Annotated in this window: 29 protein-coding genes; 15 read left to right on the forward strand and 14 right to left on the reverse strand. The window is 74.1% G+C overall.

All coding sequences use genetic code 11. The features are described from left to right. Positions 1 to 59: 59 nt before the first annotated feature. Positions 60 to 509 carry an SAV_6107 family HEPN domain-containing protein gene (locus AB0K07_RS16630; protein ID WP_363755893.1) on the reverse strand — a complete coding sequence of 150 codons (450 nt, stop codon included), beginning with the start codon at positions 507 to 509 and terminating at the stop codon, positions 60 to 62. 578 nt (positions 510 to 1,087) lie between these two features. Here AB0K07_RS16630 and AB0K07_RS16635 point away from each other — a divergent pair. Genes AB0K07_RS16635 through crtI form a run of 6 tightly spaced genes read left to right on the forward strand, consistent with a single transcriptional unit; the run spans position 1,088 to position 6,368 of the window. Further along, a complete protein-coding gene (locus tag AB0K07_RS16635) occupies positions 1,088 to 1,576 on the forward strand; it encodes a YbaK/EbsC family protein (protein WP_363755895.1) in 489 nt (162 codons plus the stop codon). Beyond that, the gene (locus tag AB0K07_RS16640; RefSeq protein ID WP_363755897.1) at positions 1,573 to 2,358 is read left to right on the forward strand and encodes a monooxygenase; all 786 of its coding nucleotides are present in this window, start codon (positions 1,573 to 1,575) and stop codon (positions 2,356 to 2,358) included. Before AB0K07_RS16635 ends, AB0K07_RS16640 begins: the two co-directional genes overlap by 4 nt. Beyond that, positions 2,355 to 2,906: a GNAT family N-acetyltransferase gene (locus AB0K07_RS16645; RefSeq protein ID WP_363755899.1), complete on the forward strand. Its 552-nt coding sequence runs from the start codon at positions 2,355 to 2,357 to the stop codon at positions 2,904 to 2,906. Before AB0K07_RS16640 ends, AB0K07_RS16645 begins: the two co-directional genes overlap by 4 nt. Then, a complete protein-coding gene (locus tag AB0K07_RS16650) occupies positions 2,903 to 3,745 on the forward strand; it encodes a carotenoid biosynthesis protein (RefSeq protein WP_363755901.1) in 843 nt (280 codons plus the stop codon). The genes AB0K07_RS16645 and AB0K07_RS16650 overlap by 4 nt, the downstream gene beginning before the upstream one ends. Next, on the forward strand, positions 3,742 to 4,869 hold the full coding sequence (locus tag AB0K07_RS16655; RefSeq protein WP_363755903.1) for a glycosyltransferase family 2 protein: 1,128 nt from the start codon (positions 3,742 to 3,744) through the stop codon (positions 4,867 to 4,869). The genes AB0K07_RS16650 and AB0K07_RS16655 overlap by 4 nt, the downstream gene beginning before the upstream one ends. An 11-nt stretch (positions 4,870 to 4,880) precedes the next feature. Then, complete coding sequence (gene crtI, locus AB0K07_RS16660) at positions 4,881 to 6,368, forward strand: phytoene desaturase family protein (protein WP_363755905.1); 1,488 nt, start codon at positions 4,881 to 4,883, stop codon at positions 6,366 to 6,368. A gap of 9 nt (positions 6,369 to 6,377) precedes the next feature. Here crtI and AB0K07_RS16665 read toward each other — a convergent pair whose 3' ends face one another. Both AB0K07_RS16665 and metF read right to left on the reverse strand, forming a co-directional pair. Beyond that, complete coding sequence (locus AB0K07_RS16665; RefSeq protein WP_363755907.1) at positions 6,378 to 7,067, reverse strand: CDP-alcohol phosphatidyltransferase family protein; 690 nt, start codon at positions 7,065 to 7,067, stop codon at positions 6,378 to 6,380. 43 nt (positions 7,068 to 7,110) lie between these two features. Next, the gene (metF, locus tag AB0K07_RS16670; protein ID WP_363755909.1) at positions 7,111 to 8,028 is read right to left on the reverse strand and encodes a methylenetetrahydrofolate reductase [NAD(P)H]; all 918 of its coding nucleotides are present in this window, start codon (positions 8,026 to 8,028) and stop codon (positions 7,111 to 7,113) included. Between the two features lie 282 nt (positions 8,029 to 8,310). Here metF and AB0K07_RS16675 point away from each other — a divergent pair, with 282 nt between their 5' ends. Both AB0K07_RS16675 and AB0K07_RS16680 read left to right on the forward strand, forming a co-directional pair. Then, positions 8,311 to 8,709, forward strand: a complete 399-nt coding sequence (locus AB0K07_RS16675) for a helix-turn-helix domain-containing protein (protein WP_363755911.1) — start codon at positions 8,311 to 8,313, stop codon at positions 8,707 to 8,709. A 9-nt stretch (positions 8,710 to 8,718) separates the two neighbouring features. After that, on the forward strand, positions 8,719 to 9,801 hold the full coding sequence (locus AB0K07_RS16680) for a polyprenyl synthetase family protein (protein WP_363755913.1): 1,083 nt from the start codon (positions 8,719 to 8,721) through the stop codon (positions 9,799 to 9,801). A 140-nt stretch (positions 9,802 to 9,941) separates the two neighbouring features. On the opposite strand, the gene AB0K07_RS16685 is transcribed toward AB0K07_RS16680, so the two are convergent. Continuing rightward, entirely contained in the window at positions 9,942 to 10,331 is a 390-nt protein-coding gene (locus AB0K07_RS16685) for an Rv2175c family DNA-binding protein (protein ID WP_074318803.1), read from the reverse strand. Positions 10,332 to 10,530: 199 nt separating this feature from the next. On the opposite strand from AB0K07_RS16685, the gene pknB reads away from it, so the two are divergent. Continuing rightward, a complete protein-coding gene (pknB, locus tag AB0K07_RS16690; protein WP_363755915.1) occupies positions 10,531 to 12,516 on the forward strand; it encodes a Stk1 family PASTA domain-containing Ser/Thr kinase in 1,986 nt (661 codons plus the stop codon). Between the two features lies 1 nt (position 12,517). Then, the gene (locus tag AB0K07_RS16695; RefSeq protein ID WP_363755917.1) at positions 12,518 to 13,384 is read left to right on the forward strand and encodes a deoxyribonuclease IV; all 867 of its coding nucleotides are present in this window, start codon (positions 12,518 to 12,520) and stop codon (positions 13,382 to 13,384) included. A 107-nt stretch (positions 13,385 to 13,491) separates the two neighbouring features. Here the strand turns inward: AB0K07_RS16695 and AB0K07_RS16700 are convergent, their stop codons facing one another. From AB0K07_RS16700 to AB0K07_RS16715, 4 genes are all read right to left on the reverse strand, one after another. Next, entirely contained in the window at positions 13,492 to 14,523 is a 1,032-nt protein-coding gene (locus AB0K07_RS16700) for a GntG family PLP-dependent aldolase (protein WP_363755919.1), read from the reverse strand. A 49-nt stretch (positions 14,524 to 14,572) separates the two neighbouring features. Beyond that, complete coding sequence (locus AB0K07_RS16705) at positions 14,573 to 15,979, reverse strand: class II 3-deoxy-7-phosphoheptulonate synthase (RefSeq protein ID WP_363755921.1); 1,407 nt, start codon at positions 15,977 to 15,979, stop codon at positions 14,573 to 14,575. Positions 15,980 to 16,067: 88 nt separating this feature from the next. Continuing rightward, entirely contained in the window at positions 16,068 to 16,577 is a 510-nt protein-coding gene (locus AB0K07_RS16710; RefSeq protein ID WP_363755923.1) for a hypothetical protein, read from the reverse strand. Between the two features lie 180 nt (positions 16,578 to 16,757). Then, positions 16,758 to 18,365 carry a glycosyl hydrolase family 18 protein gene (locus AB0K07_RS16715; RefSeq protein ID WP_363755925.1) on the reverse strand — a complete coding sequence of 536 codons (1,608 nt, stop codon included), beginning with the start codon at positions 18,363 to 18,365 and terminating at the stop codon, positions 16,758 to 16,760. A gap of 166 nt (positions 18,366 to 18,531) precedes the next feature. Here AB0K07_RS16715 and AB0K07_RS16720 point away from each other — a divergent pair, with 166 nt between their 5' ends. Continuing rightward, positions 18,532 to 19,026 carry a glutathione peroxidase gene (locus AB0K07_RS16720; protein WP_363755927.1) on the forward strand — a complete coding sequence of 165 codons (495 nt, stop codon included), beginning with the start codon at positions 18,532 to 18,534 and terminating at the stop codon, positions 19,024 to 19,026. Between the two features lie 22 nt (positions 19,027 to 19,048). Here the strand turns inward: AB0K07_RS16720 and AB0K07_RS16725 are convergent, their stop codons facing one another. Then, positions 19,049 to 19,894: a GNAT family N-acetyltransferase gene (locus AB0K07_RS16725; protein ID WP_363755929.1), complete on the reverse strand. Its 846-nt coding sequence runs from the start codon at positions 19,892 to 19,894 to the stop codon at positions 19,049 to 19,051. 97 nt (positions 19,895 to 19,991) lie between these two features. On the opposite strand from AB0K07_RS16725, the gene AB0K07_RS16730 reads away from it, so the two are divergent. Beyond that, entirely contained in the window at positions 19,992 to 20,666 is a 675-nt protein-coding gene (locus AB0K07_RS16730; protein ID WP_363755931.1) for an NADPH-dependent F420 reductase, read from the forward strand. Between the two features lie 27 nt (positions 20,667 to 20,693). Here the strand turns inward: AB0K07_RS16730 and AB0K07_RS16735 are convergent, their stop codons facing one another. Then, positions 20,694 to 21,224: a hypothetical protein gene (locus AB0K07_RS16735; RefSeq protein WP_363755933.1), complete on the reverse strand. Its 531-nt coding sequence runs from the start codon at positions 21,222 to 21,224 to the stop codon at positions 20,694 to 20,696. 130 nt (positions 21,225 to 21,354) lie between these two features. Between AB0K07_RS16735 and AB0K07_RS16740 the strand changes: the two genes are divergently transcribed. The 3 genes from AB0K07_RS16740 (at position 21,355) to AB0K07_RS16750 (ending at position 23,693) form a co-directional block, all read left to right on the forward strand. Beyond that, entirely contained in the window at positions 21,355 to 22,023 is a 669-nt protein-coding gene (locus AB0K07_RS16740) for a methyltransferase domain-containing protein (RefSeq protein WP_363755935.1), read from the forward strand. A 132-nt stretch (positions 22,024 to 22,155) separates the two neighbouring features. Next, positions 22,156 to 23,016 carry a DUF4397 domain-containing protein gene (locus tag AB0K07_RS16745; RefSeq protein ID WP_363755937.1) on the forward strand — a complete coding sequence of 287 codons (861 nt, stop codon included), beginning with the start codon at positions 22,156 to 22,158 and terminating at the stop codon, positions 23,014 to 23,016. Continuing rightward, positions 22,986 to 23,693: a class F sortase gene (locus AB0K07_RS16750; RefSeq protein WP_363755939.1), complete on the forward strand. Its 708-nt coding sequence runs from the start codon at positions 22,986 to 22,988 to the stop codon at positions 23,691 to 23,693. Before AB0K07_RS16745 ends, AB0K07_RS16750 begins: the two co-directional genes overlap by 31 nt. 49 nt (positions 23,694 to 23,742) lie before the next feature. On the opposite strand, the gene AB0K07_RS16755 is transcribed toward AB0K07_RS16750, so the two are convergent. The 4 genes from AB0K07_RS16755 to AB0K07_RS16770 form a co-directional block, all read right to left on the reverse strand. Next, positions 23,743 to 24,093 carry a DUF2203 domain-containing protein gene (locus AB0K07_RS16755; protein ID WP_363755941.1) on the reverse strand — a complete coding sequence of 117 codons (351 nt, stop codon included), beginning with the start codon at positions 24,091 to 24,093 and terminating at the stop codon, positions 23,743 to 23,745. Between the two features lie 54 nt (positions 24,094 to 24,147). Next, a complete protein-coding gene (proC, locus tag AB0K07_RS16760) occupies positions 24,148 to 24,966 on the reverse strand; it encodes a pyrroline-5-carboxylate reductase (protein ID WP_363755943.1) in 819 nt (272 codons plus the stop codon). A 71-nt stretch (positions 24,967 to 25,037) separates the two neighbouring features. After that, positions 25,038 to 26,066, reverse strand: coding sequence for a 6-phosphofructokinase (locus AB0K07_RS16765; RefSeq protein WP_363756620.1), 1,029 nt, complete (start codon positions 26,064 to 26,066; stop codon positions 25,038 to 25,040). 174 nt (positions 26,067 to 26,240) lie between these two features. Next, positions 26,241 to 26,744, reverse strand: coding sequence for a pyridoxamine 5'-phosphate oxidase family protein (locus AB0K07_RS16770; RefSeq protein WP_363755945.1), 504 nt, complete (start codon positions 26,742 to 26,744; stop codon positions 26,241 to 26,243). Positions 26,745 to 26,762 lie beyond the last annotated feature (18 nt).

Below are 26,762 nucleotides of genomic sequence, written 5' to 3' on the forward strand. Positions count from 1 at the left end.
GCACGCTGTGACGCCGGCCGCCCGGCTCCCCCCGCCGGGCGGTCGGCGTCACGGCGGGATCATGCGGCGAGGCCGTCCAGGGCCGGTTGGTGAGCCACGCCGAGCGCGGTCTCCACCACCGAGACGAACTGTTCGGCCGCGCGCAGCAGGTCGTCGGCCTCCCGGGCGCTGACCACCCGGGGGATGCCGGCCTCGGCGGCGGCCCGCTTGCCGGCGCCGGCGGCGAAGAACCGGGCCCACTCGTCGAGCTCGGGGGCGACGGCGCAGAGCAGGACCCAGACGCTGGTGATCCGGTTGCGCCGGCTCGGCGCGGGTCGGGCACGGGCGGCGAGCAGTGCGGCGGCCGCACGCAGCGCCGCCAGGTGGGCGGCCGCGTAGCGCAGGCCGTCGGGTCGGGTCTGGCCGGCTTCGACCAGCCCGCGCCGAGCCAACGTGAGGAGCTGGGTGGGGGTGCGGTGCGGCAGCACGTGCGCCGGCACCGTCGGTGCCTGAGCCGGGTTGGTCGGCATGGACTGTCTCCTCCACTGGCCGGGGCGTCGCCTCGGCGTGTGCCGCCGACGGGATGCCGAGGTCGGGTGGTGCGGAGGAAGACGCACCGGGTGTGGCCGGCCGGGTGTGGATGCTTCCCCACACCACACCCGGCCGGCGTACCGGCGGGTTCGTCGCCCGCCGCCCGGGGGTCGTGGGCGGCGGGCGACGATCCTGCCTGTCGGGACCGGGCTCGCGACTGCCCGGAAACCCAGGTGCGGCCCGCGGAGCCGCACCGGCCGGAGCTGGCGCCGCGAAACACCGCGCTCCGGCTGGTTGGAACGGGCGTTCGAGGCAATCGAACACTCGTTCTAACTGCTGCTGACAGTACACCTCCCCTCCGACGAAAATGCAACGTGTGACGCGCAGCAGCCGGTCGCGCAGCCAGAGCCCGCCCGCGGTGGCCGGGGCGAGGAAGGGGCCGGGGCTGGCCCCGCGCTGCCAGCGCATCGCGTAGTCACGCAGCCGCGCCCACCGGCCGACCCGGGGCCGTGACACCGGACGGGGACACGCCGTGGCCGGCCGACCCGGCCGCCGACGGACCGGGAAGAATGGCGACATGCAGCCACACCCGAACGTACGGGCGGTGCAGGACGCGCTGGCCGGCGCCGCCGCGCTCGACGGCGCCGGCCAGCCCAGCACGGTCCGCCTGCTGCCCGACGCGGTGCACACCGCCGCCGCAGCCGCCGAGGCGCTCGGCGTCCAGGTCGGCCAGATCGCCAACTCGCTCATCTTCGACGCGGACGACGCGCCGCTGCTCGTGCTCACCTCCGGCGCGCACCGGGTGGACACCGCCGGCCTGGCCGCGTCGATCGGGGTCACCCGGCTGCGCAGGGCCACCCCGGAGTTCGTCCGGACGCACACCGGGCAGCCGATCGGTGGGGTCGCCCCGCTCGGGCACCCGCGACCGCTGCGCACCCTGGTGGACACCGCGCTGGAGGCGTACCCGGAGATCTGGGCCGCGGGCGGCGTACCGCAGGCGGTCTTCCCGACCACCTACGCCGAGCTGCTGCGGGTCACCGCCGGCACCCCGGCCGAGGTGGCGTGAGCGAGCGAACCAGCGGGCACAGCAACGAGCGAACCAGCGGGCACAGCAGCGCCGTTCCGGATCTGGTCACCCTGCACGTGTGGCGGACCTCCCGCGGCGCGTTGCCCCGGGCGCTGGCCCGGATGGCGGTGGACCCGGGCCGGCTGCGTGGCCTCCCGGGCGTCCGGTTCGGCAAGCTGCTGGGCACCGGGACCGGCACCGGCTTCGGGCCGGGTGACGCCGACCTGACCCGGTGGGCGGCGCTGACCGTCTGGGACTCCCCCGCCGCGGCGGACGGCTTCGACGAGTCGCCGGTCGGCCGCGCCTGGGCGCGGATCGCCCGCGCCCACGCACGGGTCGACCTGCGGCCGCTGAGCAGCCGGGGCGAGTGGTCCGGTCAGCGGCCGTTCGGCGAGCCACCGGGCGGCCGGGTCACCGGCCCGGTGCTGGCACTGACCCGGGCCCGGCTGCGGGCCCGCCGGGCGGCCACCTTCTGGCGGGCGATCCCCCCGGTGGCCGCCGCCCTGCGCGACGCGCCGGGACTGCTGGCCCGGTTCGGCGTCGGCGAGGCGCCGCTGGGTTGGCAGGGCACGGTGAGCGTGTGGCGCGATCAGACAGACCTCGTGGCGTTCGCGTACCGTCACCCGGAGCACCGGGCGGCGATCATGCGAACCCCCACCGCGGGCTGGTACGCCGAGGAACTGTTCGCACGGTTCGAGGTGCGCGACGTGGCCGGCGACCGGACGGTGCTCGGGTGGGTCGCCGACGGCGACCCGGGAACGGTGAAGGGTGGACGGGCATGAGGTTGGTGCGCTGGACACCGGACGATCTCGTCCGGCGGCTGGACGACGTGGTGGCCGTCTACGGCGAGGCGATGGGATACCGCACCGACCTGCTGGAGGCCCGGCGCGGCTACATCGCCACCCACGTCCGCCGGCCGGGGTTCCGTGCCGTCGCCAGCCTGACCAGCGAGGGTCACCTCGCCGGTTTCGGTTACGGCTACCTGGGCGGCCCCGGGCAGTGGTGGCACGACCAGGTGCACCGGGCGCTGGACGCCCCGACCCGGCAGCGCTGGCTGACCCACTGCTTCGAGGTGGTCGAGCTGCACGTCCGGCCGCCGGCGCAGGGGCACGGCCTGGGCGCCGGCCAGCTGCGCGCCCTGCTCACCATGGCCGAGGGTGACACCACGCTGCTGTCCACCCCGGAGGCCGACGAGCAGACCTCGCGGGCGTGGCGGCTGTACCGGCGGTTCGGCTTCGTCGACGTCCTGCGCGACTTCCACTTCCCCGGTGACGAGCGGCCGTTCGGCGTGCTCGGCCGGGATCTGCCTCTCGAGCGCCCGGCGTCATGACCCGGCGGGGGATCTCCTGGACGCTGCTCGCCGTCCTGGTGCTCGCCCAGATCTGCTACCCGCTGACCACCGGCGTCACCAGGGCCGGGCTCACGGTGGCGACCGTCGTGCTCGGCTGGCTTCTGTCGGTCGGTCACGCGCTGCTCAGCCGGGGGCCCCGGGCCGCGGCGGCGCTGGTCGCCGTGGCCACCGGTGGCGGGTTCGCGATCGAGGCGGTCGGGGTGGCCACCGGCGTGCCGTTCGGCAGCTACGACTACTCCGGCGAGCTCGGCCCCAAGCTGGCCGGGGTACCCCTGATCATCCCGCTGGCCTGGACCTGGATGGCGTGGCCGGCATGGCTGGCGGCGGTCCGGCTGACCGGCGGCACCGGCTCGCCGGCCCTGCGGCGGGTACGCCGCATCGCCCTGGCCGCGCTGGGGCTGGCCGCCTGGGATCTCTTCCTCGACCCGCAGATGGTGGCCGAGGGGTACTGGGTCTGGCGGGACGGCACCCCGGCGCTGCCCGGCCTGCCCGGCATCCCGGTCAGCAACTACCTCGGCTGGCTGCTCTTCGCGGTGCTGCTGATGAGCGCGCTGCGCCCGCTGGCCGGCCCGGCCGCCGAACGCACCGACCAGCGGGACCATCCGATGATCGCGCTCTACCTGTGGACGTACGCCTCCAGCATCCTGGCCCACGCGGTCTTCCTCGACCTGCCCGCCTCGGCGCTCTGGGGCGCGGCCGGCATGTCGGTCACCGCCGTGCCGCTGGCGGTGACCCTGCTGCGCGCCCGCCGGGCGGCCCCCGACGCCCTCCGGGAGGGCCACCAGCCGCACCGCCCCGGCGTCGACGCGACCCGATGACCGTCCTGCTCGCCCTGCTGCTCGCCGTCGCCGCGCTGACCGGGCACACCTGGGTCAACGCCTCGCGCTGGCTGCGCCGGCCCACCGACCGACCGGACGAGGTCGCCGAGCCGGTCGCCGTGCTGCTGCCCCTGCGCGACGAGGCCACCCGGGTCAACGGATGCCTGCGCGCCCTGCTCGCCCAGCGCGGTGTGCCCGGGCTCCGCATCGTGGTCCTCGACGACGGCTCCACCGACGGCACCGCCGACGTGGTCCGCGCGGTGGCCGGCGACGACCCCCGGGTCACCCTGCTCACCGGGGTCGCCCCACCGCCGGGCTGGCTGGGCAAGCCGCACGCCTGCTGGCAGCTGGCCACCCGGGCCGACCCGGCGGCCACCGCACTGGTCTTCGTCGACGCCGACGTGGTCCTCGCCCCGCACGCCGTGGCGGCGGCCGTCACCGAGCTGCGCGCCGCCCGCGCGACGCTGCTGTCGCCGTACCCCCGGATCGTGGTGGCGACGGCGGCCGACCGGCTGGTGCAACCGCTGTTGCAGTGGCTCTGGTTGACCTTCCTGCCGCTGCGCGCGATGGAACGCTCGCCGCGGCCGTCGCTGGCCGCGGCGGGCGGGCAGTTCCTGGTGCTGGACCGCGCCGGCTACACCGCCGCCGGCGGGCACGCCGCCGTCGCCGACCGGATCCTGGAGGACGTCGAGCTGGCCCGGGCGGTCAAGCGGGCCGGTGGGCGGATCGCCCTGGCCGACGGCTCCCGGCTGGCCGCGTGTCGGATGTACGACGACTGGCCGCAGCTGCGCGACGGGTACACGAAGTCGCTCTGGGCATCGTTCGGTCACCCGGGCGCGGCAGCCGCCGTGGTCGCGTCGCTGCTGCTGCTCTACACCGCCCCGCCGCTGGTCACGGTGGTGGCCCTGGCGGCCGGCGCGCCCGTGGTGGCGGCCGTGGGCCTGGCCGGTTACCTGCTCGGAGTGGCCGGGCGGGTGCTCACCGCGCGGGCGACCGGCGGCCGGTGGTGGCCCGACGCGCTCGCACACCCCGTGTCGGTCGTGGTCCTCGGTTGGCTGACCCTGCGGTCGTACCATCTGCGAAAGCAGCGCCGCCTGACCTGGCGGGGCCGCCCGGTCAGCTAGGAGGGCGCGGCATGGCGCGGATCGTGGTCGTCGGCGCCGGGGTGGGTGGCCTCGCCACCGCCGCCCGGCTGGCCGCCACCGGGCACCAGGTGACCGTCCTCGAGCGGGCCGACACGGTCGGCGGCAAGCTCGGCCGGTACGCGCACGACACCCCGGCCGGGTCGTTCCACTTCGACACCGGGCCGAGCCTGCTCACCCTGCCCGAGGTCTTCCACGACCTGTTCGAGGCCACCGGGGCGAAGCTCGACGAATACCTGGACCTGGTGCCGCTGGACCCGATCGTCCGGCACGTCTTCGGAGACGGTGGCCCTGCGCTGGACTCCTGCGCCGACCCGGTGGAGTTCGCCGCCCGGGTCGGGGCCGCCTTCGGTGACCGGGCGGCGGCCGACTGGCAGCGGCTGTGGCGCCGGGCGGCGCGGGTGTGGCACGCCTCCTCGCGGGACGTCCTGCGCCGTACCGTCGACTCCCCCCGCGACCTCGCGTCGCTGGCCTGGCGCGTCGGCGACCTGGCCGCCATCGCCCCGGGCCGTACCCTGCGCGGGCTGGGCCGCCGGCACCTGTCCGACCCACGGCTGCGGATGCTGCTGGACCGGTACGCGACCTACACCGGCGCCGACCCGCGTCGGGCGCCGGCGGCCCTGGTGGCGGTCCCCTACGCCGAGCTGACCTTCGGCGGCTGGTACCTGCGCGGCGGGTTGGGCACGCTCGCCGACGCGCTGCTGACGCGCTGCCTGGATCTCGGCGTGGTCGTGCAGACCGGCGCCACGGTGACCCGGATCGACGCCGCCGGCGGCCGGGTGCACGGGGTACGCCTCGCCGGCGTCACCGCGCCGGTGCCCGCCGACGTGGTGGTGGCCAACGTGGACGCGCTGACCGTCTACCGCGACCTGCTGCCGCACGCGCGCCGGCTGGCCGGGCTGGCCGACCGCAGCCTGGCCGGCTTCGTGCTGCTGCTCGGCGTCTCCGGCAGCACCGGGCTGGCGCACCACAATGTCTTCTTCCCGCGCGACTACGACGCGGAGTTCGACGCGGTCTTCGGTGACCCGGGACGCGGCGTACGGGCCCGGCTGGCGGTCGACCCGACGGTGTTCGTCACCGTGGCCGACGACCCGATGGCCCGCCCGGCCGGGCACGAGGCGTGGTTCGTGCTGGTCAACGCCGCCCGGCAGGGCACCGCCGCGGGCGCGGTCGACTGGCGGCGTCCGGGGTTGGCCGACGCGTACGCCGACCGGATCCTGGCGGTGCTGGCGGAGCGTGGCGTGGACGTCCGCGACCGGCTGCTGTTCCGCGAGGTCCGTACGCCGGCCGACCTGGACGCGGCGACCGGCGCGCCGGGTGGCTCGATCTACGGCACGGCCGGTGGGCTGCTCCGCCCGGCCAACCGGGGCCCGGCGCACGGGCTGTGGCTGGTGGGCGGCTCCAGTCACCCCGGCGGCGGGCTGCCGATGGTGACCCTCTCCGCGCAGATCGTCGCCGAGGAGATCGGCCCCGCCTGGTAGGTGCGGGGGTCAGCCGGCGTCGAGCAGCGCGCGGCGGACGGTGGAGAGCAACTGACCCAGACCGAAACCGGCCAGCAGCACCCACACCGCGGTCGCCATGGTGATGGTGCCGGCGGCGAGGTCCGGCTCGATCAGCCCGGTCAGCCCGGCGACCAGCAACCCGACCAGCGCCACCGAGACGCGGGTGGGGCGTTCGCCCACGGTCACCGCGCCGATGTCCCGCATGCCGGCGGAGACCGCTCGGGCCCGGACGTACTCGTGCAGCCAGGACAGCGCGCCGCCCGCGACCACCAGCGCGCCCGGCGCGCCGACCAGCCAGAACGCCAGCAGCCACGCCACCTCACCGAGCCGGTCGGCGACCGAGTCGTAGACGTAGCCGAGCCGGGTGGTGCGGCCGGTGGCGACCGCCACGGCACCGTCCACGCTGTCCGCCACCGCGGCGAGGAGCACGAACAGCGCGCCGAGGAACGGCCCGTCCGCCGGCCGGGTCACCAGCAGCGGTACGCAGAAGCAGAGCAGCACCCCGGCCACGGTGACCGCCGTGGGGCCGACCCGCAGCCGGCCCAGCACGTACCCGACGTGGTACGCGAACCGCAGCCAGGCGCGCACCACCGGCGCGGCCGTCCGGGGGTCGAACCCACCGTGCAACCGCGCCCACGCCGTGGCGTACTGGTCCCAGTTCAGCTGTGTGTCCACCACTGATCAACCGTCGCGCCGGGCATCAGGTGTCGCGGCTGCCCGCTCACACCGGCGCGCCGGCCCTGAGATTCTGCCAGACCTCACGGGTCGCGGTGGACCGGTTGAGGGTGATGAAGTGGATCCCCGGTACGCCCTCGTCGAGCAGCCGGCGGGACATCTCGCTGGCCTGCTCGATGCCGAGCCGGCGGACCGCCTCCGGGTCGTCGGCGACCCGCTCGAAGCGCGCCGCCAGCGCCGGCGGGAAGGGCGCCCCGGACAGCTGCACGGACCGCTCGATGGTGCCGATCTGGGTCACCGGCATCACCCCGGCGAGGATCGGGGTGTCGCAGCCGGCGGCGGCCACCCGGTCACGCAGCCGCAGGTAGTCGTCGGCCTCGAAGAACATCTGCGTGATCGCGAACTCGGCGCCGGCCCGGCACTTGCGGACGAAGTGCGCGGTGTCGCTGGTCACGTCCGGCGAGCGGGGGTGCTTGTACGGGAAGGCCGCCACGCCCACGCTGAAGTCGCCGGCGTCCCGCACGAGGCGCACCAGGTCCTCGGCGTAGTCCACGCCCTCGGGGTGGCGGACCCACTCGCCGCCCGGGTTGCCCGGCGGGTCGCCGCGCACCGCCAGCACGTTGCGCACCCCCACCCCGGCGAGCCGACCGATCACGTGCCGCAGCTCGGCGACGGAGTGGTTGACCGCGGTCAGGTGGGCCATCGGCAGCAGGGTGGTGTCGGTGGCGATCCGCTCGGTGACCGCCACGGTGGTGTCCCGGGTCGAGCCGCCCGCGCCGTAGGTGATCGACACGAACGACGGGCGCAATGACTCCAGCTCACGGATCGCCTGCCAGAGCAGCCGCTCCCCCGCCTCCGTCTTGGGCGGGAAGAACTCGAACGAGAAGGTGGGCTGACGGTCACGGATGAGCTCCCCGATCGCCGGCTGCGGATTGGGGAGTACCGAGGGAAGACCGAGCGCCACGCCCCGACTCTAGCGGTCAGCGTCCGTACCACCCAGGCGCTTCCCATCCCCGCGCACGGATCGACGGAGCCGAACGGCGCGTGCGGTGGCCGGCGTCGCCCCGCGCGCCCCGGCCCGGCGGGCGGAAAGCCGTCGTACCCACGGGGTAGTAATGGGTGGCGCGGGAGGGTCGGCGGGGGCGGTCCGGGGGCACGCGCGGGGGTCAGCAGCCGAGCGGTGACGCCGGTCCCGTCCGGTCGGGCGGGCGGGTCGTCAGCGCACCGACGCCCGCCGGGAGGACGCATGACCCCGCCCCCACCGCCGCGCCCAGCACAGCTCGGGCCGCTGCTCGCCCGGTGCCGGCTGGCCCGGGGCTGGAGCCAGGAGCGCACCGCCGCCGAGTTGTGTGCCGCCGCGGGGGTGCCGACGTTGAGCCGGCACGAGGTGTCCCGGTGGGAACGGCAACGACGCGTCCCGGGAGGGTTCTGGCTCGGTTGGCTCGCCGTCGTGCTGGACGTGCCGCTGGTGGTGCTCGCCGAGGCCGCCGCGGCCACCCGGCGGGCCGGTCCCGCTCGGGCCGTCGGGCCGGGCCGGGCCACCGTGGCCGGCGCGCGGCCCGCGGGGCGCGCGGGCCGGGGTCGCACGGGCGGGGCCGGCGGGAGTACGCGTGGCGGTGGAGCGCGGTACGCGGCGACCGGCTAGCGTCGTGGCGTGACCCACGCTGCTCCCGTGTCTCCTGTCGACCGTGCTGGCCTGCGGCAGCGGGTCGACAAGGCTCTCACCGAGTTCCTGGCCGGCCAGCGGATACGGTTGACCGCCGTGGACGACGCCCTGGTCCCGGTGGCCGAGGCGATCGAGGCGTTCGTGCTCGGCGGCGGCAAGCGGCTGCGCCCGGCCTTCGCGTACTGGGGGTTCCGGGGCGCCGGCGGGGTGGACGGCGACCAGGTGCTCACCGCCCTGGCCGCGCTGGAGTTCGTGCAGGCCAGCGCCTTGATCCATGACGACCTGATGGACCGCTCCGACACCCGGCGCGGCGAGCCGGCCGTGCACCGGCGGTTCGCCGCCCGGCACCGGGCGGCCGGCTGGGGCGGTGACCCGGACGGGTTCGGCGACGCCGCGGCGATCCTGCTCGGCGATCTGTGCCTGGTCTGGTCCGACGAGTTGCTGCACTCAGCGGGACTGGACCTGCGGGCGGTGGCCCGGGCCCGGCCGGTCTTCGACGAGATGCGCACCGAGGTCACCGTCGGGCAGTACCTCGACGTGCTGACCCAGGTCACCGGGGACACGTCGGTGGAACGGGCCAGCAAGGTCGCCCGGTACAAGTCGGCGAAGTACACGGTCGAGCGTCCGCTGCTGCTCGGGGCCGCGCTGGCCGACGCGACGGCGGACGTACGGACGGCCTACTCGGCGTACGGGCTGCCGCTGGGCGAGGCGTTCCAGCTCCGCGACGACGTGCTGGGCGTCTTCGGCGACCCGGCGCTGACCGGCAAGCCCGCCGGGGACGACCTGCGGGAGGGCAAGCGCACGTACCTGGTGGCGGCGGCCGTGGAGGCCACCGACGACGCCGGCCGGGAGCTTCTGCTCAGCCGGCTCGGCGACCCGGAGCTCGACGAGCAGGGGGTGGCCCGGCTGCGCGAGCTGATCTCGGCGAGCGGGGCGCTGGCCCGCACCGAGCAGCGGATCGTCACGCTCACCGACACGGCGCTGGCGGCGCTGGCCGCCGTCGACCTCGACACCGAGGCCCGCCAGGCCCTCGTCGACCTGGCCATAGCCGCCACCCGCCGCGCCGACTGACCCCACCCGGCCTCCCGGCCCCGCCCCCCGCCCTCCCGCCCCGGCCCTCCCTCGTTGATCATGAGGTTGGCGGGGCGACAGGCCGGTGCGGGTGCCGCCAACCTCATGATCGACGCGGGGAAAGGGGCCGGGGGCGGAGGCTAGAAGCCGAGGGCCTGGGCTCGGCGTTTGACTTCGCGGGCCTGGTCGCCGGAGAGGGCGGCGGCCGGGGTGGCGCCGGGGAGGGTGTCGTCCGGCTCGTAGAGCCAGCGCAGCGCGGCCTCGTCGTCGTAGCCGTTGTCGGAGAGCAGGTTGAGCACGCCGGGTAGGTGCTTGAGCACGGTCTGGTTGGCCACCAGGTCCGCCGGCACCCGGCGGATGCCGTCGCGGCGGACCGCCAGCAGCTCCCGGTCGCGGATCATCTGGTGCACCTTGCTGATCGACACGTCGAGGCGCTCGGCGACGTCGGGCAGGGTGAGCCAGCCGGCCGGGTCGGCGGGTCCGGCGAGCTCGGGGCCGGGCACGGCCTGGTCGGGTACGGGTTCGGTCACCCGATCACCCTGCCACGCCGTCGCCCGGCCGAGCCACCGGCACCCCGGGACGCGTCCTCCGGACCGCTCGTGGACCGCCGGTGACCAGCGGATGAAGGGTCGGGACGGGGGCGGCGAGCGCGAAGGGACGGACCAGGTTCGCCGCCGGCTGTAGCATCCTGTTCAACCTTTGCCCCCTGGACACATAGACTCCCTGCCGATGGACACACAGGTCGCCGACACGTTGCTGGGCTCGCTGATCGACGGGCGCTACCGCATTCGCGGTCGCGTGGCCCGTGGCGGCATGGCGACCGTGTACACCGCAACCGACGAACGCCTCGAGCGCACCGTCGCTGTCAAGATCATTCACCCGACCCAGGCGCCGGAGGCCCGCGCCCGGATCGCCAACTTCGTGGCCCGGTTCACCGACGAGGCGAAGACCATCGCCCGGCTGACCCACCCGAACGTGGTGGCGGTCTACGACCAGGGCACCCACGGCGGGCTGCCGTACCTGGTGATGGAGTACGTTCGCGGCCGCACGCTGCGCGACGTGCTGGCCGAGCGACGCCGGCTCAACCCGGACGAGGCGCTGGCCATCGCCGAGCAGATGCTCGCGGCGATCGCCGCCGCGCACCGCGCCGGCCTGGTGCACCGCGACGTCAAGCCGGAGAACGTGCTGGTCGCCGAGGCGCCCACCGGCGGGGTCGCCAACCTGGTCGACAGCGTGGTCAAGGTGGCCGACTTCGGGTTGGCCCGGGCGGTCGAGGCGAGCGCCGACGAGGAGCAGGGCAACCAGCTGATGGCCACCGTGGCGTACGTCGCCCCGGAGCTGGTCACCGAGGGTCGGGCCGACCCGCGTACCGACGTGTACTCGGCGGGCATCGTGCTGTTCGAGATGCTCACGGGTCGGGTGCCCTACGACGGCGACCGACCGGTGGACGTCGCCTGGCAGCACGTCGACCGCGACGTGCCGGCACCGTCGACGCTGGTGCCCGGCCTGCCGCCGATCCTCGACGATCTGGTTCAGCGGGCCACCCGGCGCGATCCCGGCGCCCGGCCCGCCGACGCCGGGGCCCTGCTGGCCGATGTGCAGGCCGCCCGGGACGACCTGGGCGACTCCAACAGTCGTACCGCCGTGCTGCGCCGGGTGACCGACGAACCGCCGGTGTCCCAGCCGACGATGATGGTCGCCACCGTCCGCCCGGCCGAGCGCCCGGCCTGGGCCCGGCTGCCCGAGGGCGGCGGGCAGGGGCCGGGCCGGCGGCGGGCCGCCCCGGAGCCGGCGGACGGCCTGGGGTCCCGGCTCGCCGCGCTGCGCAGCACGGTGCTGGGCAACCCGCAGGGCCGGCTGGCCGTCGGCGCCGTGGTGGTGGTGCTGGGCCTGGTGGCCGCGCTCGGCGGCTGGTGGTTCGGCGTCGGCCGCTACACGTCGGCCCCGCAGCTGGTCAGCCTGAGCAAGGCCGACGCGCAGGCGCAGGCCGAGCGCGCCGGGCTCACCCTGGTCTACGGCGAGCCGCGCTACGACGAGAAGGCCCCGAAGGACAGCGTGCTGGGGCAGAGCCCGGCGTCGTCCACCAAGATCGTCAAGGGTGGCACGATCACCCTGACCCTCTCCCTCGGTCCCGAGCGCTTCCCGGTACCGGACGTGATCGGCAAGGAGTTCGAACTGGCCGAGGCGGACCTGGTCAACGCGAAGCTGGTGGTGGCCAAGGGCACCGCCCGCTACGACGACAACCTGCCGGCCGGGGTCGTGGTGGACAGCTCTCCCAAGGTGGGCGCCGAGGTCAAACCGGGCGCGAAGATCACCCTTATCCTGAGCCGCGGCAGGGCGCCGGTGTCGGTGCCGAACCTGGTCGGCAAGAGCCTGACCGAGGCCCGGACCACCCTGGCCCAGCTCAACCTGGTGCTGGTCGAGACCTACAAGGACTCCGACAAGCCCAAGGACGAGATCCTGAGCCAGAGCCCGGCCGATGGCACCGGCGTGGAGAAGGGCACCCAGGTCAAGCTGGACGTCAGCAAGGGCCCGCCGCTGGTGGTCGTACCCCGGGTGGTCGACCTGCCCTGCCCACAGGCCAAGCAACTGCTGGAGAGCCAGGGCTTCCCGGTCGCCATCCAGCTCAACCCGAACGCCGTGGTCCGTTTCCAGAACCCGGGCGAGAACTCGCAGGTGCCGCCGGGCACCCAGGTCACCATCGGGTGCTTCTGAGATGCCGGTGATCCGCTCCCGACCGGTCGGCGCGCACACCCCCACCTCCGGCGGGCTGGCCAGGGCCGCCCTGCCGTACCTCGACGCGACCGGCGCCGAGGTGGTGCAGGTCTACGTCTCCAACTCGCGGGGCTGGGCGCTGCCGCCTGGTGACCCGGCGCAGGACGTGCTGTTCCGCGACGGCTGCGCCGAGCGGGGCATCCCCGCCTTCATCCATGCCTCGCTGCTGGTCAACCTGGGCTCGCCCACCCCGGCCACGGTCGAACGGTCGGCGCAGACGCTGGCGCACGCGCTGCGTCGGGGCGTGGCGATCGGCGCGCGGGCGGTGGTGTTCCACGCGGGCAGTTCGGTGGACGAGGGGTACGCCGAGGAGGCGATGCGACAGGTCCGCCGGGAGCTGCTGCCGCTGCTCGACTGGACCGCCGAGGCCGGCGGCCCGATGCTGCTGGTCGAGCCGAGCGCGGGCGGCGGCCGGTCGCTCGCCTCGCGGGTCGAGCAGCTCGGGCCCTACCTGGACGCGGTGGACCGCCATCCCATGCTCGGGGTCTGCTTCGACACCTGCCACGCCTGGGCGGCCGGGCACGACCTCGCGGCCGAGGGCGGCATGACGGCGACCCTGGACACGCTGGTGGCCACGGTGGGTGCCGACCGGCTGCGGCTGGTGCACGCCAACGACTCGAAGGACCTGTGCGGCTCCACCCGGGACCGGCACGAGAACATCGGCAAGGGCACCATCGGTGAGCCCGCCTTCGCCGAGCTGATGGCCCACCCGGCCACCGCCGGCGTCCCGATCGTCGTGGAGACGCCCAGCGAGAAGCAGCTGGGCCACGCCGCCGACATCGCCACCCTCACCCGCCTCCACCCCTGAGCCCACCCCGCACCCGGACACGGCGGTTGATCAAGAGATTTCCGTCATCCGCAGCCCGGAATCTGACGCAGATCTCTTGATCAACCGCAGCGAAGGCCGGGGTGGGGTCAGGCGGCCAGGAGGCGGGTCAGGACGGCGGCGGCGCGGGCGACGCCGGCGTCGTCGAGGTCCAGGTGGGTGACCAGGCGGGCGGTACGCGGACCGAGCACCGAGATCAGCACGCCCTCCTCCCGCGCGGCGGCGGCGAGGGCACGCGCGTCCAGCGCGTGCTTGGTCAGGTCCAGCGGGACCAGGTTGGTGCGGACCGCGGCGGCGAGCACACCGAACGGCGCGACCGCCTCGGCGAGCCGGGCCGCCCGGGCGTGGTCCTCGGCCAGCCGGTCGACGTGGTGCGCCAGGGCGTACCGGCCGGCGGCCGCGAGGATGCCGGCCTGACGCATGCCGCCACCCATCCGCTTGCGGATCAGCCGGGCCCGTTCGATCTTTTCCGCGCTGCCCACCACCAGCGAGCCGACCGGCGCGCCGAGGCCCTTGGAGAGGCAGACCGAGAGCGTGTCGAAGAGCTGGCCGTACTCGACCAGCGGCACCCCGTCGGCGACGTGCGCGTGCCAGATCCGGGCGCCGTCGCAGTGCAGCGCGACCTCCGCGTCGTCGGCGACCCGGCGCAGCTCCCGCAGGGTGGCCAGCGGGATCACTCCCCCGCCGCCCCGGTTGTGGGTCTGCTCGACCGCGATCGCCCGGGTCGGAACGGCGAAGTAGCCGTCCGGCCGGATCATCCCGGCGACCGTCTCCGGGTCGATGTCCGCGCCGACCGCCGGCCAGGTCCGCGAGGAGATCCCGCCGTACGCCGCCGCGGCGCCGATCTCGTACGTGACGACGTGCGCGTCGGCGTCGCAGAGCAGCTCGTTGCCCGGCGACACCAGCAGTTGCAGGGCGATCTGGTTGGCCATCGACCCGCTCGGGGCGAACAGCGCCGCCTCGTGCCCGAACAGCGCGGCGACCTCGGCCTCCAGCGCGTTGACGGTCGGGTCCTCACCGTAGACGTCGTCACCGACCTCGGCGGTGGCCATCGCCTCCCGCATGCCGGGGGTCGGCCGGGTCACCGTGTCGGACCGCAGGTCCACGAATGCGTCAGCCACTGTCATCCTTTCGCTGCCGACTGCGGGGCTCGCAAGCTCACTCCTCGCGTCAGCCACGCAGCATCTCCGCTACCAGGAAGGCCAGCTCCAACGACTGCTGGGTGTTCAGTCGCGGGTCGCAGGCCGTTTCGTACCGGTCGGGCAGGTCGAGGTCCTCGATGCCCTGGGCGCCACCGAGGCACTCGGTGACGTCCTCGCCGGTCAGCTCGACGTGCAGGCCACCGGGGTGGGTGTCCAGCCCGCGGTGCACCTCGAAGTAGCCGAGCACCTCGTCGACGATGCGGTCGAAGTGCCGGGTCTTGTAGCCGTTGGACGACTCGTGCGTGTTGCCGTGCATCGGGTCGCACTGCCAGACCACCTTGGCGCCCGCCGCGGTGACCTTGGCCACGATCGGCGGCAGGGCGTCGCGGACCCGGTGGTTGCCCATCCGGCTGATCAGGGTGAGCCGGCCGGGCACATTGTCCGGGTTGAGCTTCTCGCACAGCTCGATCGCCTCGTCCGGAGTGGTGGACGGGCCGAGCTTGACGCCGATCGGGTTGGCGATCCGGGAGATGAAGTCGATGTGCGCGCCGTCGATCTGCCGGGTGCGCTCGCCGATCCAGAGGAAGTGCCCGGAGAGCCCGTACGCCCGGCGGTCGGAGACCCGGGTGAGCGCCCGGTCGTACTCCAGGGCGAGGGCCTCGTGGGAGCAGTAGAGGGTGACGGTCCGCAGCGCCTCGTCGTCGGTCATCCCGCAGGCCCGGATGAACGCCAGCGCCCGGTCGATCTCCCGGGCGATCGCCTCGTAGCGCTCCCCGGCCGGGGAGTTCTTCACGAAGCCCTTGTTCCAGTCGTGCACCGCGTGCAGGTCGGCGAGCCCACCGGCGAGGTACGCCCGGAGCATGTTCATCGCCGCCGCCGAGTTGGCGTACGCCCGGATCATGCGCTGCGGGTCGGCGACCCGGGCGGCCGGATCGGCCTCCAGCGAGTTGATCATGTCGCCGCGGTAGGCGGGCAGACCGCGTGCGTCGGTGGGCAGTGAGCGGGGCTTGGTGTACTGCCCGGCGACCCGGGCGACCTTGACCACCGGCAGGGACGCGCCGTAGGTGAGCACGATCGCCATCTGGAGCAGGGTGCGGGCGTTGGCCAGCAGGTGGCTCTCGGTGTTGTCGGCGAAGGTCTCGGCGCAGTCACCGCCCTGGAGCAGGAACGCCTTGCCCTCGCAGACCAGGGCGAGCTTCTGCCGCAGCTGGTCCACCTCGTAGGGGGCGACGACCGACGGCACGGTGTCGAGCACCTTGCACACCTCGGCGACCGTGGCCGGGTCGGACCACGGCGGAACCTGCTCGCGGGGCAGGTCCCGCCAACGGTCGAGGCCGAGGGCGGCGTCCTCGGCGGAGTCGACGGTCGGTCGGCTGGTCTGCAGGCCCGGGCTGCCCACCGCGGGATGGCTCAACTGATGCCACTCATGGCGCATGACAGAAAGCGTACGGCGACCACCGGGCTGCCTGGGCGGCGAGGGGGACGGTTCCGGCAGATGGGAGACCCGTCCCACCGGGCGCAGGTCAGGACGCGGGCGACGGGACGACGCCGTCCGGCGACGGGCCGGTGGGCGTGGCACCGCCCGGCGCCTCCCCGGCGATGCACCAGTCGCCGCCGTCGCGGGTGACGGTGAACACCAGCGGCCGGGTGATCTTGCGCTTGCCGGTGGTGATCGAGACCGAGACGCTGACCTCCTGGCCGCGCGGGCCGGACCGGACGTCGGTGATCGCCGCCTGCGGCACCTCGAAATGATCGGCGAAGTCGCCGTTGGGGCCGGTGGCGGCGACGTCGAAACCGTCCTGCAGCAGCGCGCAGAGCTGGCTGCGACCGGCGGCGACGTCCTTGGCGGTCATCGCGTCGAGGTACGCCTGCACGCGCTCGCGGGACCGGGTGGCGGCCTCCTCGGCGGGCGCCCGCTCGGGCTTGGCGGCCGGCTCCTCGTCGCCGCCGGTGAGCCCGCAGCCGACCAGGGCGAGCGGCAGCAGCACCAGCCCGGCGGCGGTCGCCGCCAGCCTGCGGTGCATCGGGCGCATGACCACCTCCGTCGACGGGGACACCGAAACTGCCGAGCCGCGAGTCTGCCACACCGGGCGGGCCCCGCCCAACGCCGCCGGCCCGGCCGACGCTGGGCGTCGACCGGGCCGGTAGGTCACGGGCGGGGAGGGACGGTGCGGGCCCCTCCCCGCCGTGTGGGTGGTGCGTCGGCCCTCGGCTCAGCCGAGACCGCCCTTGATGGCGCCGATGAGCTCACCGTTGCCGGTGTCGCCGGAGAGCTCCCAGAAGAACGCGCCACCGAGGCCCTGGTTCTTCGCGTACGTCATCTTGCCGTTGATGGTGGACGGGGTGTCGTAGCTCCACCAGTTGCTGCCGCACTTGGCGTACGCGGTGCCGGCGACCGTGCCGGTGGCCGGGCAGGTGTTCTTGAGGACCTTGTAGTCCTCGATGCCCGCCTCGTACGTGCCGGGCGCCGCACCGGTGGCGCTGCCGCCCGGGGCGGCCTGGGTGACGCCGGTCCAGCCCCGACCGTAGAAGCCGATGCCGAGCAGCAGCTTGTTCGCCGGGATGCCCTTGCTCTTGAGCTTCTGGATCGCCGCGTCCGAGTTGAAGCCCTGCTGGGGAATGCCGGTGTACGACGTGAGCGGCGAGTGCGGGGCGGTCGGGCCCTGCGCGTTGAAGGCGCCGAAGTAGTCGTAGGTCATCGGCATCAGCCAGTTGAGGTTGCCGATCGCGCCGGCGTAGTCGGTGGCGTCGATCTTGCCGCCGTTGCTGCCGTCCGCGGTGATCGCGGCGGTGACCAGGGCGTTGGAGCCGAACCTCGACCGCAGCGCGCTGATCACGTTCTTGAACGCGTTCGGGCCGCTGGTGTCGCAGGTCAGACCACAGGCGTTCGGGTATTCCCAGTCGACGTCGATGCCGTCGAAGACGTCCGCCCAGCGCGGGTCCTCGACCAGGTTGTAGCAGCTCTCGGCGAAGGCGGCCGGGTTCTGCGCGGCCTGGGTGAAGCCACCGGACCAGGTCCAGCCACCGAAGGACCAGATGACCTTGAGATGCGGGTTCATCCGCTTGAGCTTGCGCAGCTGGTTGAAGCTGCCACGCAGCGGCTGGTCCCAGGTGTCGGCGACGCCGTCGACGCTGTCCGCCGCGGTGTACGCCTTCTCGTAGTCGGCGTAGCTGTCCCCGATGGCGCAGCGGCCGCCGGTGGTGTTGCCGAAGGCGTACAGGATGTGGGTCAGCTTGGCGGCCGAGCCGCTGGTCTGGATGTTCTTGACGTGGTAGTTGCGCCCGTAGACGCCCCACTCGGCGAAGTATCCGACGACCTTCTTGTCACCCGTGTTCGGCGGCGGGGTGGTCGGCGGTGGCGTGGTGGGCGGTGGGGTGGGCGGGGTCGTGGTCGGCGGCGGCGTGGTCGGCGGAGGGGTGCCGCCTCCGCATGACGCGCCGTTGACGGTGCAGTTCAGTGGCGCCTTGTAGGCGCCGGTGCCGTTGTAGCCCCAGCTGAACGAGGCGCCGGGGGCGAGCGGGCCACCCCAGCTCTTCTTGACCGCGACGTAGTGGTTGCCGCTGCTGGTCACGTCGGCGTCCCAGGAGCTGCTGATGGTGGTGCCCGACGGCAGGTCGAACTCGATGCGCCAGGTGCTGACCGTGGCACTCGACCCGTTGGTGACGGTCACCCTCGTCTCGTGACCGGTCCCCCAGTCCTGTGCCTTGGTGAACGTGGTGGTGACCGTGCCGGCGCCAAACGCGGTGGTCATCGGCACCGCCGCGACGGTCAGGGCGACCACGGCACCGGCCCAGAGGGCCCGGCGGAGCGATCTTTTCATGAGGCGTCTCCCGAACTGTTAGGAAACTTTCCAAAAGAGATGGTGAGACGGTACTCACGGCGTCATCACTTCGTCAAGATGTGCATGTTTCGATTTCTGCTGGTGCGTGGAGTGCGCCCGCTCGGCCCGTCACCACCGCCCGCCGTCCGGCGCGTAACCTCGGGCCATGACCGTCTTCGACATCCCGATCGACGCCCTGAACGGCGGCCCCGCCGACCTCGCCCGCTACCGCGGCCAGGCCCTGCTGGTCGTCAACGTGGCCTCCCGGTGCGGCCTCACCCCCCAGTACGCCGGCCTCCAGACCCTCGCGGACTCCTACGCCGACCGGGGTCTGGTGGTGCTCGGCGTGCCCTGCAACCAGTTCGCCGGGCAGGAGCCGGGCACCGCCGCCGAGATCAGCGACTTCTGCCAGGTCAACTACGGGGTCACCTTCCCGCTGACCGAGAAGGTCGACGTCAACGGGCCCGACCGGCACCCGCTCTACGCCGCGCTGGTGGACACCCCGGACGCCGACGGGCACACCGGGGACGTCCGGTGGAACTTCGAGAAGTTCCTGGTGGCCCCGGACGGTACGGTCGCCGCCCGCTTCGCCCCCACCGTCGAGCCCGGCGCCGACGAGCTGCGCGCCGCGATCGAGAAGGTGCTCCCCGCCACGGCCTGAGCCGGGGGCGACGGGCCCGGCGTCAGCGTGCCACGAAGCGCCACTGCGCCGCGTCGGCGAGCGGGCGGTAGCCGACGGTCTGGTAGATCCTGTTGCTCGTCGGGTTGGCCAGGTCGGTGTAGAGCGCGCAGGCTGTCGCGCCGACGGTCAGCGCGTACCGGCTGGCCTGCGCGACACAGGCGCTGGCATGGCCGTGCCCCCGCCACTGCGGCGGCGTGTACACGCCGCTGACCCGGACCACGCCGGCGACCGGCCGGCTCAACCAGGCTGTCGAGACCGGCGTCCCGGCCCGCTCCCACAGCCAGAGCCGGTCGCCGTGCGGCAGCCGGGCGTCGATCTGCCCGGCCGCGTCGACCGGCGGGGCGGCGGGCATCGTCTCCGCGGCGTACGCGGCGGCCCAGGCGACCAGCAGGTCCCGGTCCGCGGCGGTGGCCGGGCGGGCGCGTCCGGCCACACCCACCGGCGGCCGGACCTCGTCCAGTCGGAAGATCCGCTGCGCGACGCCGGGTACGGCGACGCGGTCGGTGCGGTCGGCGTACCGCTCGGCGAACTCCGCCACGGCCGGGACCGGGCCGTGCACCTCGGCCAGCGGCGGCGCCGCCCGGACGACGTGCTCGGCGAGCGCCCGCGCGGCCGCCGACGACAACGCGCCGAGCAGCGGCCCGCGCGGCGGCGTGTGCACGGCCGCACCCACCGTCGCGCCGCCGTCGACCACCCGGACGAAACGCTCGTCGCCGGAGAGTGGCACGTCACCGGAGAGCCGGTCGGCGACCAGTGTGAGCAGTACGTTGTGCAGGACGGGCTCGCGGCGCAACCAGGCGTCCGCTCGGGCGGCGAAGGTCGCGAGATCCTCGGTCAGACACTGCACGGACGGCATTCTGCGCACCCGTCGGCGCCTCGACAACCGGAATAACCCACCACAGCGGTCGGGAATCTGTCGCGGGTGGACGGAGTTGGGAACCAACATGACAACTGTGGGACTGATCGGCAGTGGCAAAATCGGCGGCACCGTGGCCCGCCTGGCGGTGGCCGCCGGCTACGACGTGGTGCTGAGCAACTCGCGGGGGCCGGAGACGCTCACCGACCTGGTCGACGAGCTGGGCGAGCACGCCAGCGCCGGCACGGCGCAGGACGCGGCGCGGGTCGGCGACCTGGTGGTGGTCAGCGTTCCGCTGAAGGCCTACCGGGCGGTGCCGGTGGAGCCGCTGGCCGGCAAGGTCGTCATGGACACCAACAACTACTACCCCCAGCGCGACGGCAACTTCCCGGAGCTGGACTCCGGCGAGGTCACCAGCAGCGAGCTGCTCCAGCGGCACCTGCCGGACGCCCGGGTGGTCAAGGTCTTCAACAACATCTTCTTCAAGCACCTGGACTCGCTGGCCCGCCCGGCGGGCGCGGCCGACCGCAGCGCCCTCGCGATCGCCGGCGACGACGCCGACGCGAAGGCCGAGGTGACGGCCTTCCTGGACCGGATCGGCTACGACGCGGTGGACGTCGGCCCGCTGGCCGAGGGGTGGCGCTACCAGCCGGACACCCCGGCCTACGGCACGCTCTACTCCGCCGATCCGACCGACTGGGAGCACCCGGCGCAGGGCGACGCCGAGAAGCTGCGCACCCTTCTGGCCGCCGCCACCCGCTGACCGGCTGCGCCCGCGACCGTGCGCCGGTCAGCCGTCCGAGTCGGCAGGCACGTCACCGGCCGAGCGCCCCAACCGGTGCGCCAACTCCGCGCGCAGCCGGCGAACGTCCGGCGTGACGGCGATCAGCGACACGTGGATCTCGTGTGGCCGTCGGACCCGGGTCATGTCCCACATCCCCAGCCGACCCCACTCCCAACGGCTCAGGACCGGTCGGGTCCGCTCCGGGTCGGCAACATCGACGACCAGGATCGGGCCGAGTCGCCCCCGAACCTCGGCCAGGGCGACGTCGGGCCAGTCGATGCGTACCGGCGCGCCGCCGGGCAGAGTCAGCTCGAGGAAGTCGCGGGTCAACCGCAGCGGCAGCCCGCCCTGACGGCGCAGTTGCGCGGTAAAGCCGACCGCCCCCAGCAGCAGCATCGGCCCGTGCGGGAAGAAGTCGTACCAGGAATTGTCGAACGCGATGACGCCGACCAACGCGAACGCCGACATGATCACCAGCCCGACGCAGGCGATGCGGCCGAGTAGACGCCGGCTGGACCGCCGGAACCGGACCTCCACCGCATCGACCCCCGTCTCCACTCCGCTTCAGTAACCCCGGGTCGACGAGCGCAAACGCGGGTGCCGGCACGACGTCTGCCCGTGGGAGAACGGGCCCCGAACGTGGGCCACCCCTCCCTAGCATCGGCGGATGGGAGCGACGAGCACACCGGCGTACGACGCCCACGCGGACTGGTACGAGAACTACATCTCCGCCGGGGGTGACTATCTCCGGCGGGTGCACGGCACCCTCGCGGACCTACTCGGCCCGGGCGAGGGCACCTGCCTGGACATCTGCTGCGGCACCGGCGCGCACGCGGCCGTAGCGTCGAGTCTGGGTTGGACGCCGCTGGGGATGGACCTGTCCGGCGGGCAACTGCGGTACGCCTCCGCGCGGTTGCCGGTGGCCCGGGTCGACGCGACGGCGCTGGCCATCGCCGACGCGTCGCTGCCCGCCGCGATGTGCGTGCTCTCCAGCACCGACATGCCCGACTACCCCGCCGCGCTGCGCGAGGTCGCCCGCGTGCTGCGCCCCGGCGGACGCTTCGTCCACGTGGGCGTGCACCCGTGCTTCGTGGGCGCGTTCGCGGACTGGAGCCAGCGGCGAAGCGTCGTCGTCGACGAGCGGTACGGCGACCGGTCCCGCAGTTTCGAGAGCTGGAACACCAGCGGTGTCCGGGTCCGGGTCGGCGCCTGGCACGTGCCGCTCGCCGACCTGCTCAACGCGACCGTGGCCGCCGGTCTCCGGCTGGTCCGGGTCGCCGAGGCGGGGCCGGGCGGTGTGCCGGACCTGCTCGGGTTCGTCGCCGTGAAGGGCTGACCGGCCCGGACGATCATCGATACCTAACAAAAATCCAGCGACATGCCGCTGACAACTTGCGCCGTGGTCCCGTACACGGGACTCTGTTCGGTGGGTTGCCGCCCGCTCACCGACCGTGCTCTCGGAGGCGACATGCGCATGCTCCCTACCGTGCCCCGCCGGCTGCTGGCCGGCGCCGGCGCACTCCTGCTCGGCACCACCCTCGCCGCCGCCGGCACGCCGACGCCGGCCAGCGCCGCGGACACCGTCGGATACGTCCGGCTCGCCCATCTCTCCCCCGACACCCCGGCGGTGGACGTCTACCTGGCCGCCCCCGACGCCGCGAAGCCGCAGGTCTTCCCCGGGGTCGGCTACGGCGTCGTCTCCGACTACCTGAAGCTGAAGCCCGGCCGCTACGCGGTCGCGATGCGCGAGGCCGGCGCCCCCGCCAGCGGTCCCCCGGTCCTCACCACCGAGGTCGCGGTGACCAGTGGCGAGGCATACACGGTGGCCGGCGTCGGCCGGCACGCCGACCTGGGGTTGCGGGTGCTCAACGACGACCTGAGCGCACCCACCGGGGGCCGCGCCAAGGTACGCGTCGTGCAGGCGTCGGTGCGGACGCCGGTGCTGGACGTGGCCGCCGCCGACGGCCCGATGATCGCCAACGGCGTGCAGTTCGCCACCACCACGGACTACCAGCTGGTGGAGCCGGGTAGCTGGCGGCTGCGGCTGACCGGGGCCGGCGGGCCGAGCACCGACACCGAGGTGCGGCTCACCGGCGGCGCCGTCTACTCCCTGCTGGTGCTCGACGCGGAGCAGGGCGGTCTCACCGCCGAGCTTCGCCGCGACGCCGAGGGTGGCACCGTGGTACCCGCCGGTGGGGTGGACACCGGCGCCGGCGGCACCGCCGGGACCGGGCGCGGCGGGTACCCCCTGGTGGCCGGCGGGCTGGCCGCGGCGGCCGTCGCGGTGAGCCTGCTGCTGTGGCGCCGGTGGCGGCGCACCACCTGGTGAGCACCGGGTCCGGCCCCGCGATCCGGCGGCACCGCGACCGCCGGGTGCCGCTGGCCGCGCTGGTCGCGGCCGGCGCGGCGGTCTGCCTGGCCGCCGGCACCGGGGTCGGGCTGGCCACCACCGGCCCGGCGCCGCCGCCGGCGGCGAGCTGGCACCCCGGCTGCGCCGACGACTGCCCGTCCGCCGCCGCCGCGCCCGCGCCACATGGCCCACCCACCCGGGTACGCGTACCGCGGATCGGCGTCGACTCGGCGCTCACCGTGCTGGGCCTGGACCGCGCCGGCACGCTGGTTCCGCCGAGCGACTTCGACACGGCCGGCTGGTACGGCGGCGGCCCGGCCCCCGGCGACACCGGTCCCGCCGTACTCGCCGGGCACCTGGACTCGCGGCGCGGCCCGGCGGTCTTCGCCCGGCTCGGCGAGCTGCGTGCCGGCGACCGGGTGGAGGTGTGGCGTGGCGGGCAGCGCCTGTCGTTCCGGGTGACCGGGTCGCTGCGTACCCGCAAGGACCGGTTCCCCACGGCCGTGGTCTACGGGCCCACGCCCGGCGCGGAGTTACGCCTGGTCACCTGCGGCGGCGACTTCGACCGGCGGCGTGGGCACTACCGGGACAACGTGGTGGTGTTCGCGGTGGCCGAGGCCGCCGGCCCGGTGCTGCCGGACTCCGCCGCCGGCTGAGCCGTCCGGTCGGGGGCGCGATCAGTCCGGCGAGCCCGTGGCAGCGACGTCAGATCGGGCGGCGGCCGGCGAAGCCGCACTCGGCCCGGTGGTACCAGCGCACGTCGGAGTCGCCCTCCAGCCAGCACCAGAGCACGGCGCGGCCGGCCCGCTCGCCGGGGAAGTCGAGCAGCACCGGCGCGATGCCCTTGACCTGGATGTCGTGCTGGTGCAGCTCGTCGATGACGGCGTGCAGCCGGGCCTCCAGCCCCTTCACCTCGGCCAACCCGCCCAGCGCGCTGACGCCGTGGTCGGCCAGGTCGACGCGCAGCTCGGCCAGGTCGGCCCGGAGCCGGATCAACTCGTCGACGCGCGGCTGCAGGGTGGCCACCAGGTGCCGGGCCTGGGCGAGTGTGAACACCGGGCCAGTATGCGGCACGCGCCGGAGTAGCCAGGCCCCACGCCACCCGCGGCCTCAGTCCGCCTGGGCGGCCAGCTCGCGGGCGCGGTCCCGGGCAGCCTCCAGCGCGGCGAGCAGCGCCGCCCGGACGCCGTGCTTCTCCAGCTCGCGGATCGCGGAGATGGTGGTGCCGGCCGGCGAGGTGACGGCCTCGCGCAGCTTGACCGGGTGCTCGCCGGAGTCGCGCAGCATCACCGCGGAGCCGATCGCGGTCTGCACGATCAGCTCGTGGGCCACCTGCCGGGGCAGCCCGAGCAGGATCCCGGCGTCGATCATGGCCTCGACCAGCAGGTAGAAGTAGGCCGGGCCGGAGCCGGAGAGCGCGGTGACCGCGTCCTGCTGCGACTCGGGCACCCGGATCGTCTGGCCGAGGGGCTTGAACATCTCCTCGGCCAGCGCCAGATGGGCGCCGGTGGCGTGCGCGCCCGCCGAGATCGCCGTCATCGCCTCGTCGACCAGGGCCGGGGTGTTGGTCATGACCCGGACCACCGGGGTGCCCTCGGGCAAACGGCGGTTGAAGAAGCTGGTGGGCAGCCCGGCGCAGAGCGAGATGACCAGCTTGTCGGCGGGCACCTTGGGGCCGATCTCGTCCAGCAGGGTGGCGGCGTCCTGCGGCTTCACCGAGACGGCGAGCACCGCCGCCTCGTCCACCGCCGTCAGGTTGTCGACCACCCGGACGCCGTAGCGGGCGGTCAGCTCCTCGGCGCGGGCCGGCCGCCGGGCGGTGGCCAGCAACCGATCGACCGGCCATCCCGAGCGCAGCAACCCGGAGAGCATCAGCTCACCGATCTTGCCCGCGCCGATCACCGCAACGGTGTGCACCCCGGCTGACATTTCGGCCGTACCCCCTCGCGTCGGGTCGCGGCGCGGCGGACCCGCAGGCCCACCGCGCCGCCGACCGTCGATCAGCTGCCGAAGAAGACCTCGGCCTCGGCGTACCGCTCCAGCGGCACGGTCTTGAGCTCGCGGGTGGCCTCGGCCAGCGGCACGCGGACGATGTCGGTGCTCTGCATCGCGACCATCTTGCCCCAGTCGCCCTCGTGCACCGCGTCGATCGCCTGCAGGCCCAACCGGGTGGCGAGCACCCGGTCGAAGGCGGTCGGGGTGCCGCCGCGCTGGATGTGACCCAGCACCACGGTGCGGGCCTCCTTGCCGGTCTTGGCCTCCAGCTGCTCGGCGAGCCACTGGCCGATGCCGCCGAGGCGGACGTGGCCGAACGAGTCCAGCTCCTGGTTGGCCAGCACCATCTGGCCGTCCAGCGGCTGGGCGCCCTCGGCGACCACCACGATCGGGGCGTACTGGTGCTGGAAGCGCTTCTCGACGTAGCCGGCCACCTGGTCGACGTCGAACTGCCGCTCGGGCAGCAGGATCACGTTGGCGCCACCGGCCAGGCCGGCGTGCAGGGCGATCCAGCCGGCGTGCCGGCCCATCACCTCGACGACCAGGGTGCGGTGGTGGCTCTCCGCGGTGGTGTGCAGCCGGTCGATGGCCTCCATCGCGATGTTGACCGCGGTGTCGAAGCCGAACGTGTAGTCGGTGGCGCCGAGGTCGTTGTCGATCGTCTTCGGGACGCCGACCACGTGCACGCCCAGCTCGTAGAGCTTGGTGGCCACGCCGAGGGTGTCCTCGCCGCCGATCGCGATCAACGCGTCCACGCCCTGGGAGGCGAGGTTGTCCTTGATCCGCTCCACGCCGTTCTCGATCTTGAACGGGTTGGTCCGGGACGAACCGAGGATGGTGCCGCCGCGGGGCAGGATGCCGCGGACGTCAGCGATGTCCAGGGGCCGGGAGAGACCCTCCAGCGGGCCCTTCCAGCCGTCCCGGAAGCCCACGAACTCGTGACCGTAGGTGGCGACGCCCTTGCGGACCACCGCCCGGATGACCGCGTTGAGACCTGGGCAGTCGCCGCCGCCGGTGAGCACGCCGATACGCATGATCCGCTCATCCTCCTGGAGCATCAGGTAAAGCCCGATTAAGCCCCAGGATATGTGTCAGATCAGACCATCGGCGCCGTTGCCGGCCCGGGGCGGGCCGTCACTGCGCACTGTAGTCGGCCTGCCGGAACACCGACAGCGCGCCCCGGGCGGCGGCCCGCCACCGGCGACCGGTCAGTAGCTCACCTCGTGGTTCTCGCCGGCCTCCGGCGGCCGGCCGGTCACCGCGGCCCTCGCGAAGCCGAGCAGGTTGACCATGGCGCTGCTGGGCGAGTCCCAGTACTCGGCGGAGCTGGCGTGCAGCTTGATCAGCGTCAGGCCCGGGGTGTCCAGACCGTCCGGGAACCAGGTCGTGAGCAGCGGGTTCCACAGCCGCTCGGCACGGGCCCGGTCGAACCCCTCGGTGGCGGTGCCGGAGACCGACACCCAGGCGTTGCGCTTCTGGTCGGAGAAGGCGACGTTGACCTCCGGATTCACCCGGATCTGGCGGATCTTGGCCGAGTCGGCGTGGGCGAAGAACCAGAGATCGCCGTCGAACTCGATCTCCTGGAGCCCCATCGGCCGACTCACCTGGCGCCCGTCCACGGCGATCGTGGTGAGCATGCAGATCCGCGCGGCCCGAACCAGCTCGGTGACCCGGGCACGGGCCTCGGCTGCGCTGGTCGGCTCGTTGCTCATGGCACTCTCCCTCGGCTC

The organism is Micromonospora sp. NPDC049301, assembly GCF_040678715.1.
Classification (GTDB): Bacteria; Actinomycetota; Actinomycetes; order Mycobacteriales; family Micromonosporaceae; genus Micromonospora.

What these genes read in the sequence shown, in the direction of transcription:
- AB0K07_RS16765 (WP_363756620.1), bottom strand. Translation starts at nt 26,066, where the DNA reads ATGCGTATCGGCGTGCTCACCGGCGGCGGCGACTGCCCAGGTCTCAAC.
- AB0K07_RS16650 (WP_363755901.1), top strand. Translation starts at nt 2,903, where the DNA reads ATGACCCGGCGGGGGATCTCCTGGACGCTGCTCGCCGTCCTGGTGCTC.
- AB0K07_RS16675 (WP_363755911.1), top strand. Translation starts at nt 8,311, where the DNA reads ATGACCCCGCCCCCACCGCCGCGCCCAGCACAGCTCGGGCCGCTGCTC.
- crtI (WP_363755905.1), top strand. Translation starts at nt 4,881, where the DNA reads ATGGCGCGGATCGTGGTCGTCGGCGCCGGGGTGGGTGGCCTCGCCACC.
- AB0K07_RS16715 (WP_363755925.1), bottom strand. Translation starts at nt 18,365, where the DNA reads ATGAAAAGATCGCTCCGCCGGGCCCTCTGGGCCGGTGCCGTGGTCGCC.
- AB0K07_RS16710 (WP_363755923.1), bottom strand. Translation starts at nt 16,577, where the DNA reads ATGCGCCCGATGCACCGCAGGCTGGCGGCGACCGCCGCCGGGCTGGTG.
- pknB (WP_363755915.1), top strand. Translation starts at nt 10,531, where the DNA reads ATGGACACACAGGTCGCCGACACGTTGCTGGGCTCGCTGATCGACGGG.
- AB0K07_RS16635 (WP_363755895.1), top strand. Translation starts at nt 1,088, where the DNA reads ATGCAGCCACACCCGAACGTACGGGCGGTGCAGGACGCGCTGGCCGGC.
- AB0K07_RS16695 (WP_363755917.1), top strand. Translation starts at nt 12,518, where the DNA reads ATGCCGGTGATCCGCTCCCGACCGGTCGGCGCGCACACCCCCACCTCC.
- AB0K07_RS16655 (WP_363755903.1), top strand. Translation starts at nt 3,742, where the DNA reads ATGACCGTCCTGCTCGCCCTGCTGCTCGCCGTCGCCGCGCTGACCGGG.
- AB0K07_RS16740 (WP_363755935.1), top strand. Translation starts at nt 21,355, where the DNA reads ATGGGAGCGACGAGCACACCGGCGTACGACGCCCACGCGGACTGGTAC.
- AB0K07_RS16745 (WP_363755937.1), top strand. Translation starts at nt 22,156, where the DNA reads ATGCGCATGCTCCCTACCGTGCCCCGCCGGCTGCTGGCCGGCGCCGGC.
- AB0K07_RS16720 (WP_363755927.1), top strand. Translation starts at nt 18,532, where the DNA reads ATGACCGTCTTCGACATCCCGATCGACGCCCTGAACGGCGGCCCCGCC.
- AB0K07_RS16730 (WP_363755931.1), top strand. Translation starts at nt 19,992, where the DNA reads ATGACAACTGTGGGACTGATCGGCAGTGGCAAAATCGGCGGCACCGTG.
- proC (WP_363755943.1), bottom strand. Translation starts at nt 24,966, where the DNA reads ATGTCAGCCGGGGTGCACACCGTTGCGGTGATCGGCGCGGGCAAGATC.
- AB0K07_RS16705 (WP_363755921.1), bottom strand. Translation starts at nt 15,979, where the DNA reads ATGCGCCATGAGTGGCATCAGTTGAGCCATCCCGCGGTGGGCAGCCCG.
- AB0K07_RS16645 (WP_363755899.1), top strand. Translation starts at nt 2,355, where the DNA reads ATGAGGTTGGTGCGCTGGACACCGGACGATCTCGTCCGGCGGCTGGAC.
- AB0K07_RS16630 (WP_363755893.1), bottom strand. Translation starts at nt 509, where the DNA reads ATGCCGACCAACCCGGCTCAGGCACCGACGGTGCCGGCGCACGTGCTG.
- AB0K07_RS16770 (WP_363755945.1), bottom strand. Translation starts at nt 26,744, where the DNA reads ATGAGCAACGAGCCGACCAGCGCAGCCGAGGCCCGTGCCCGGGTCACC.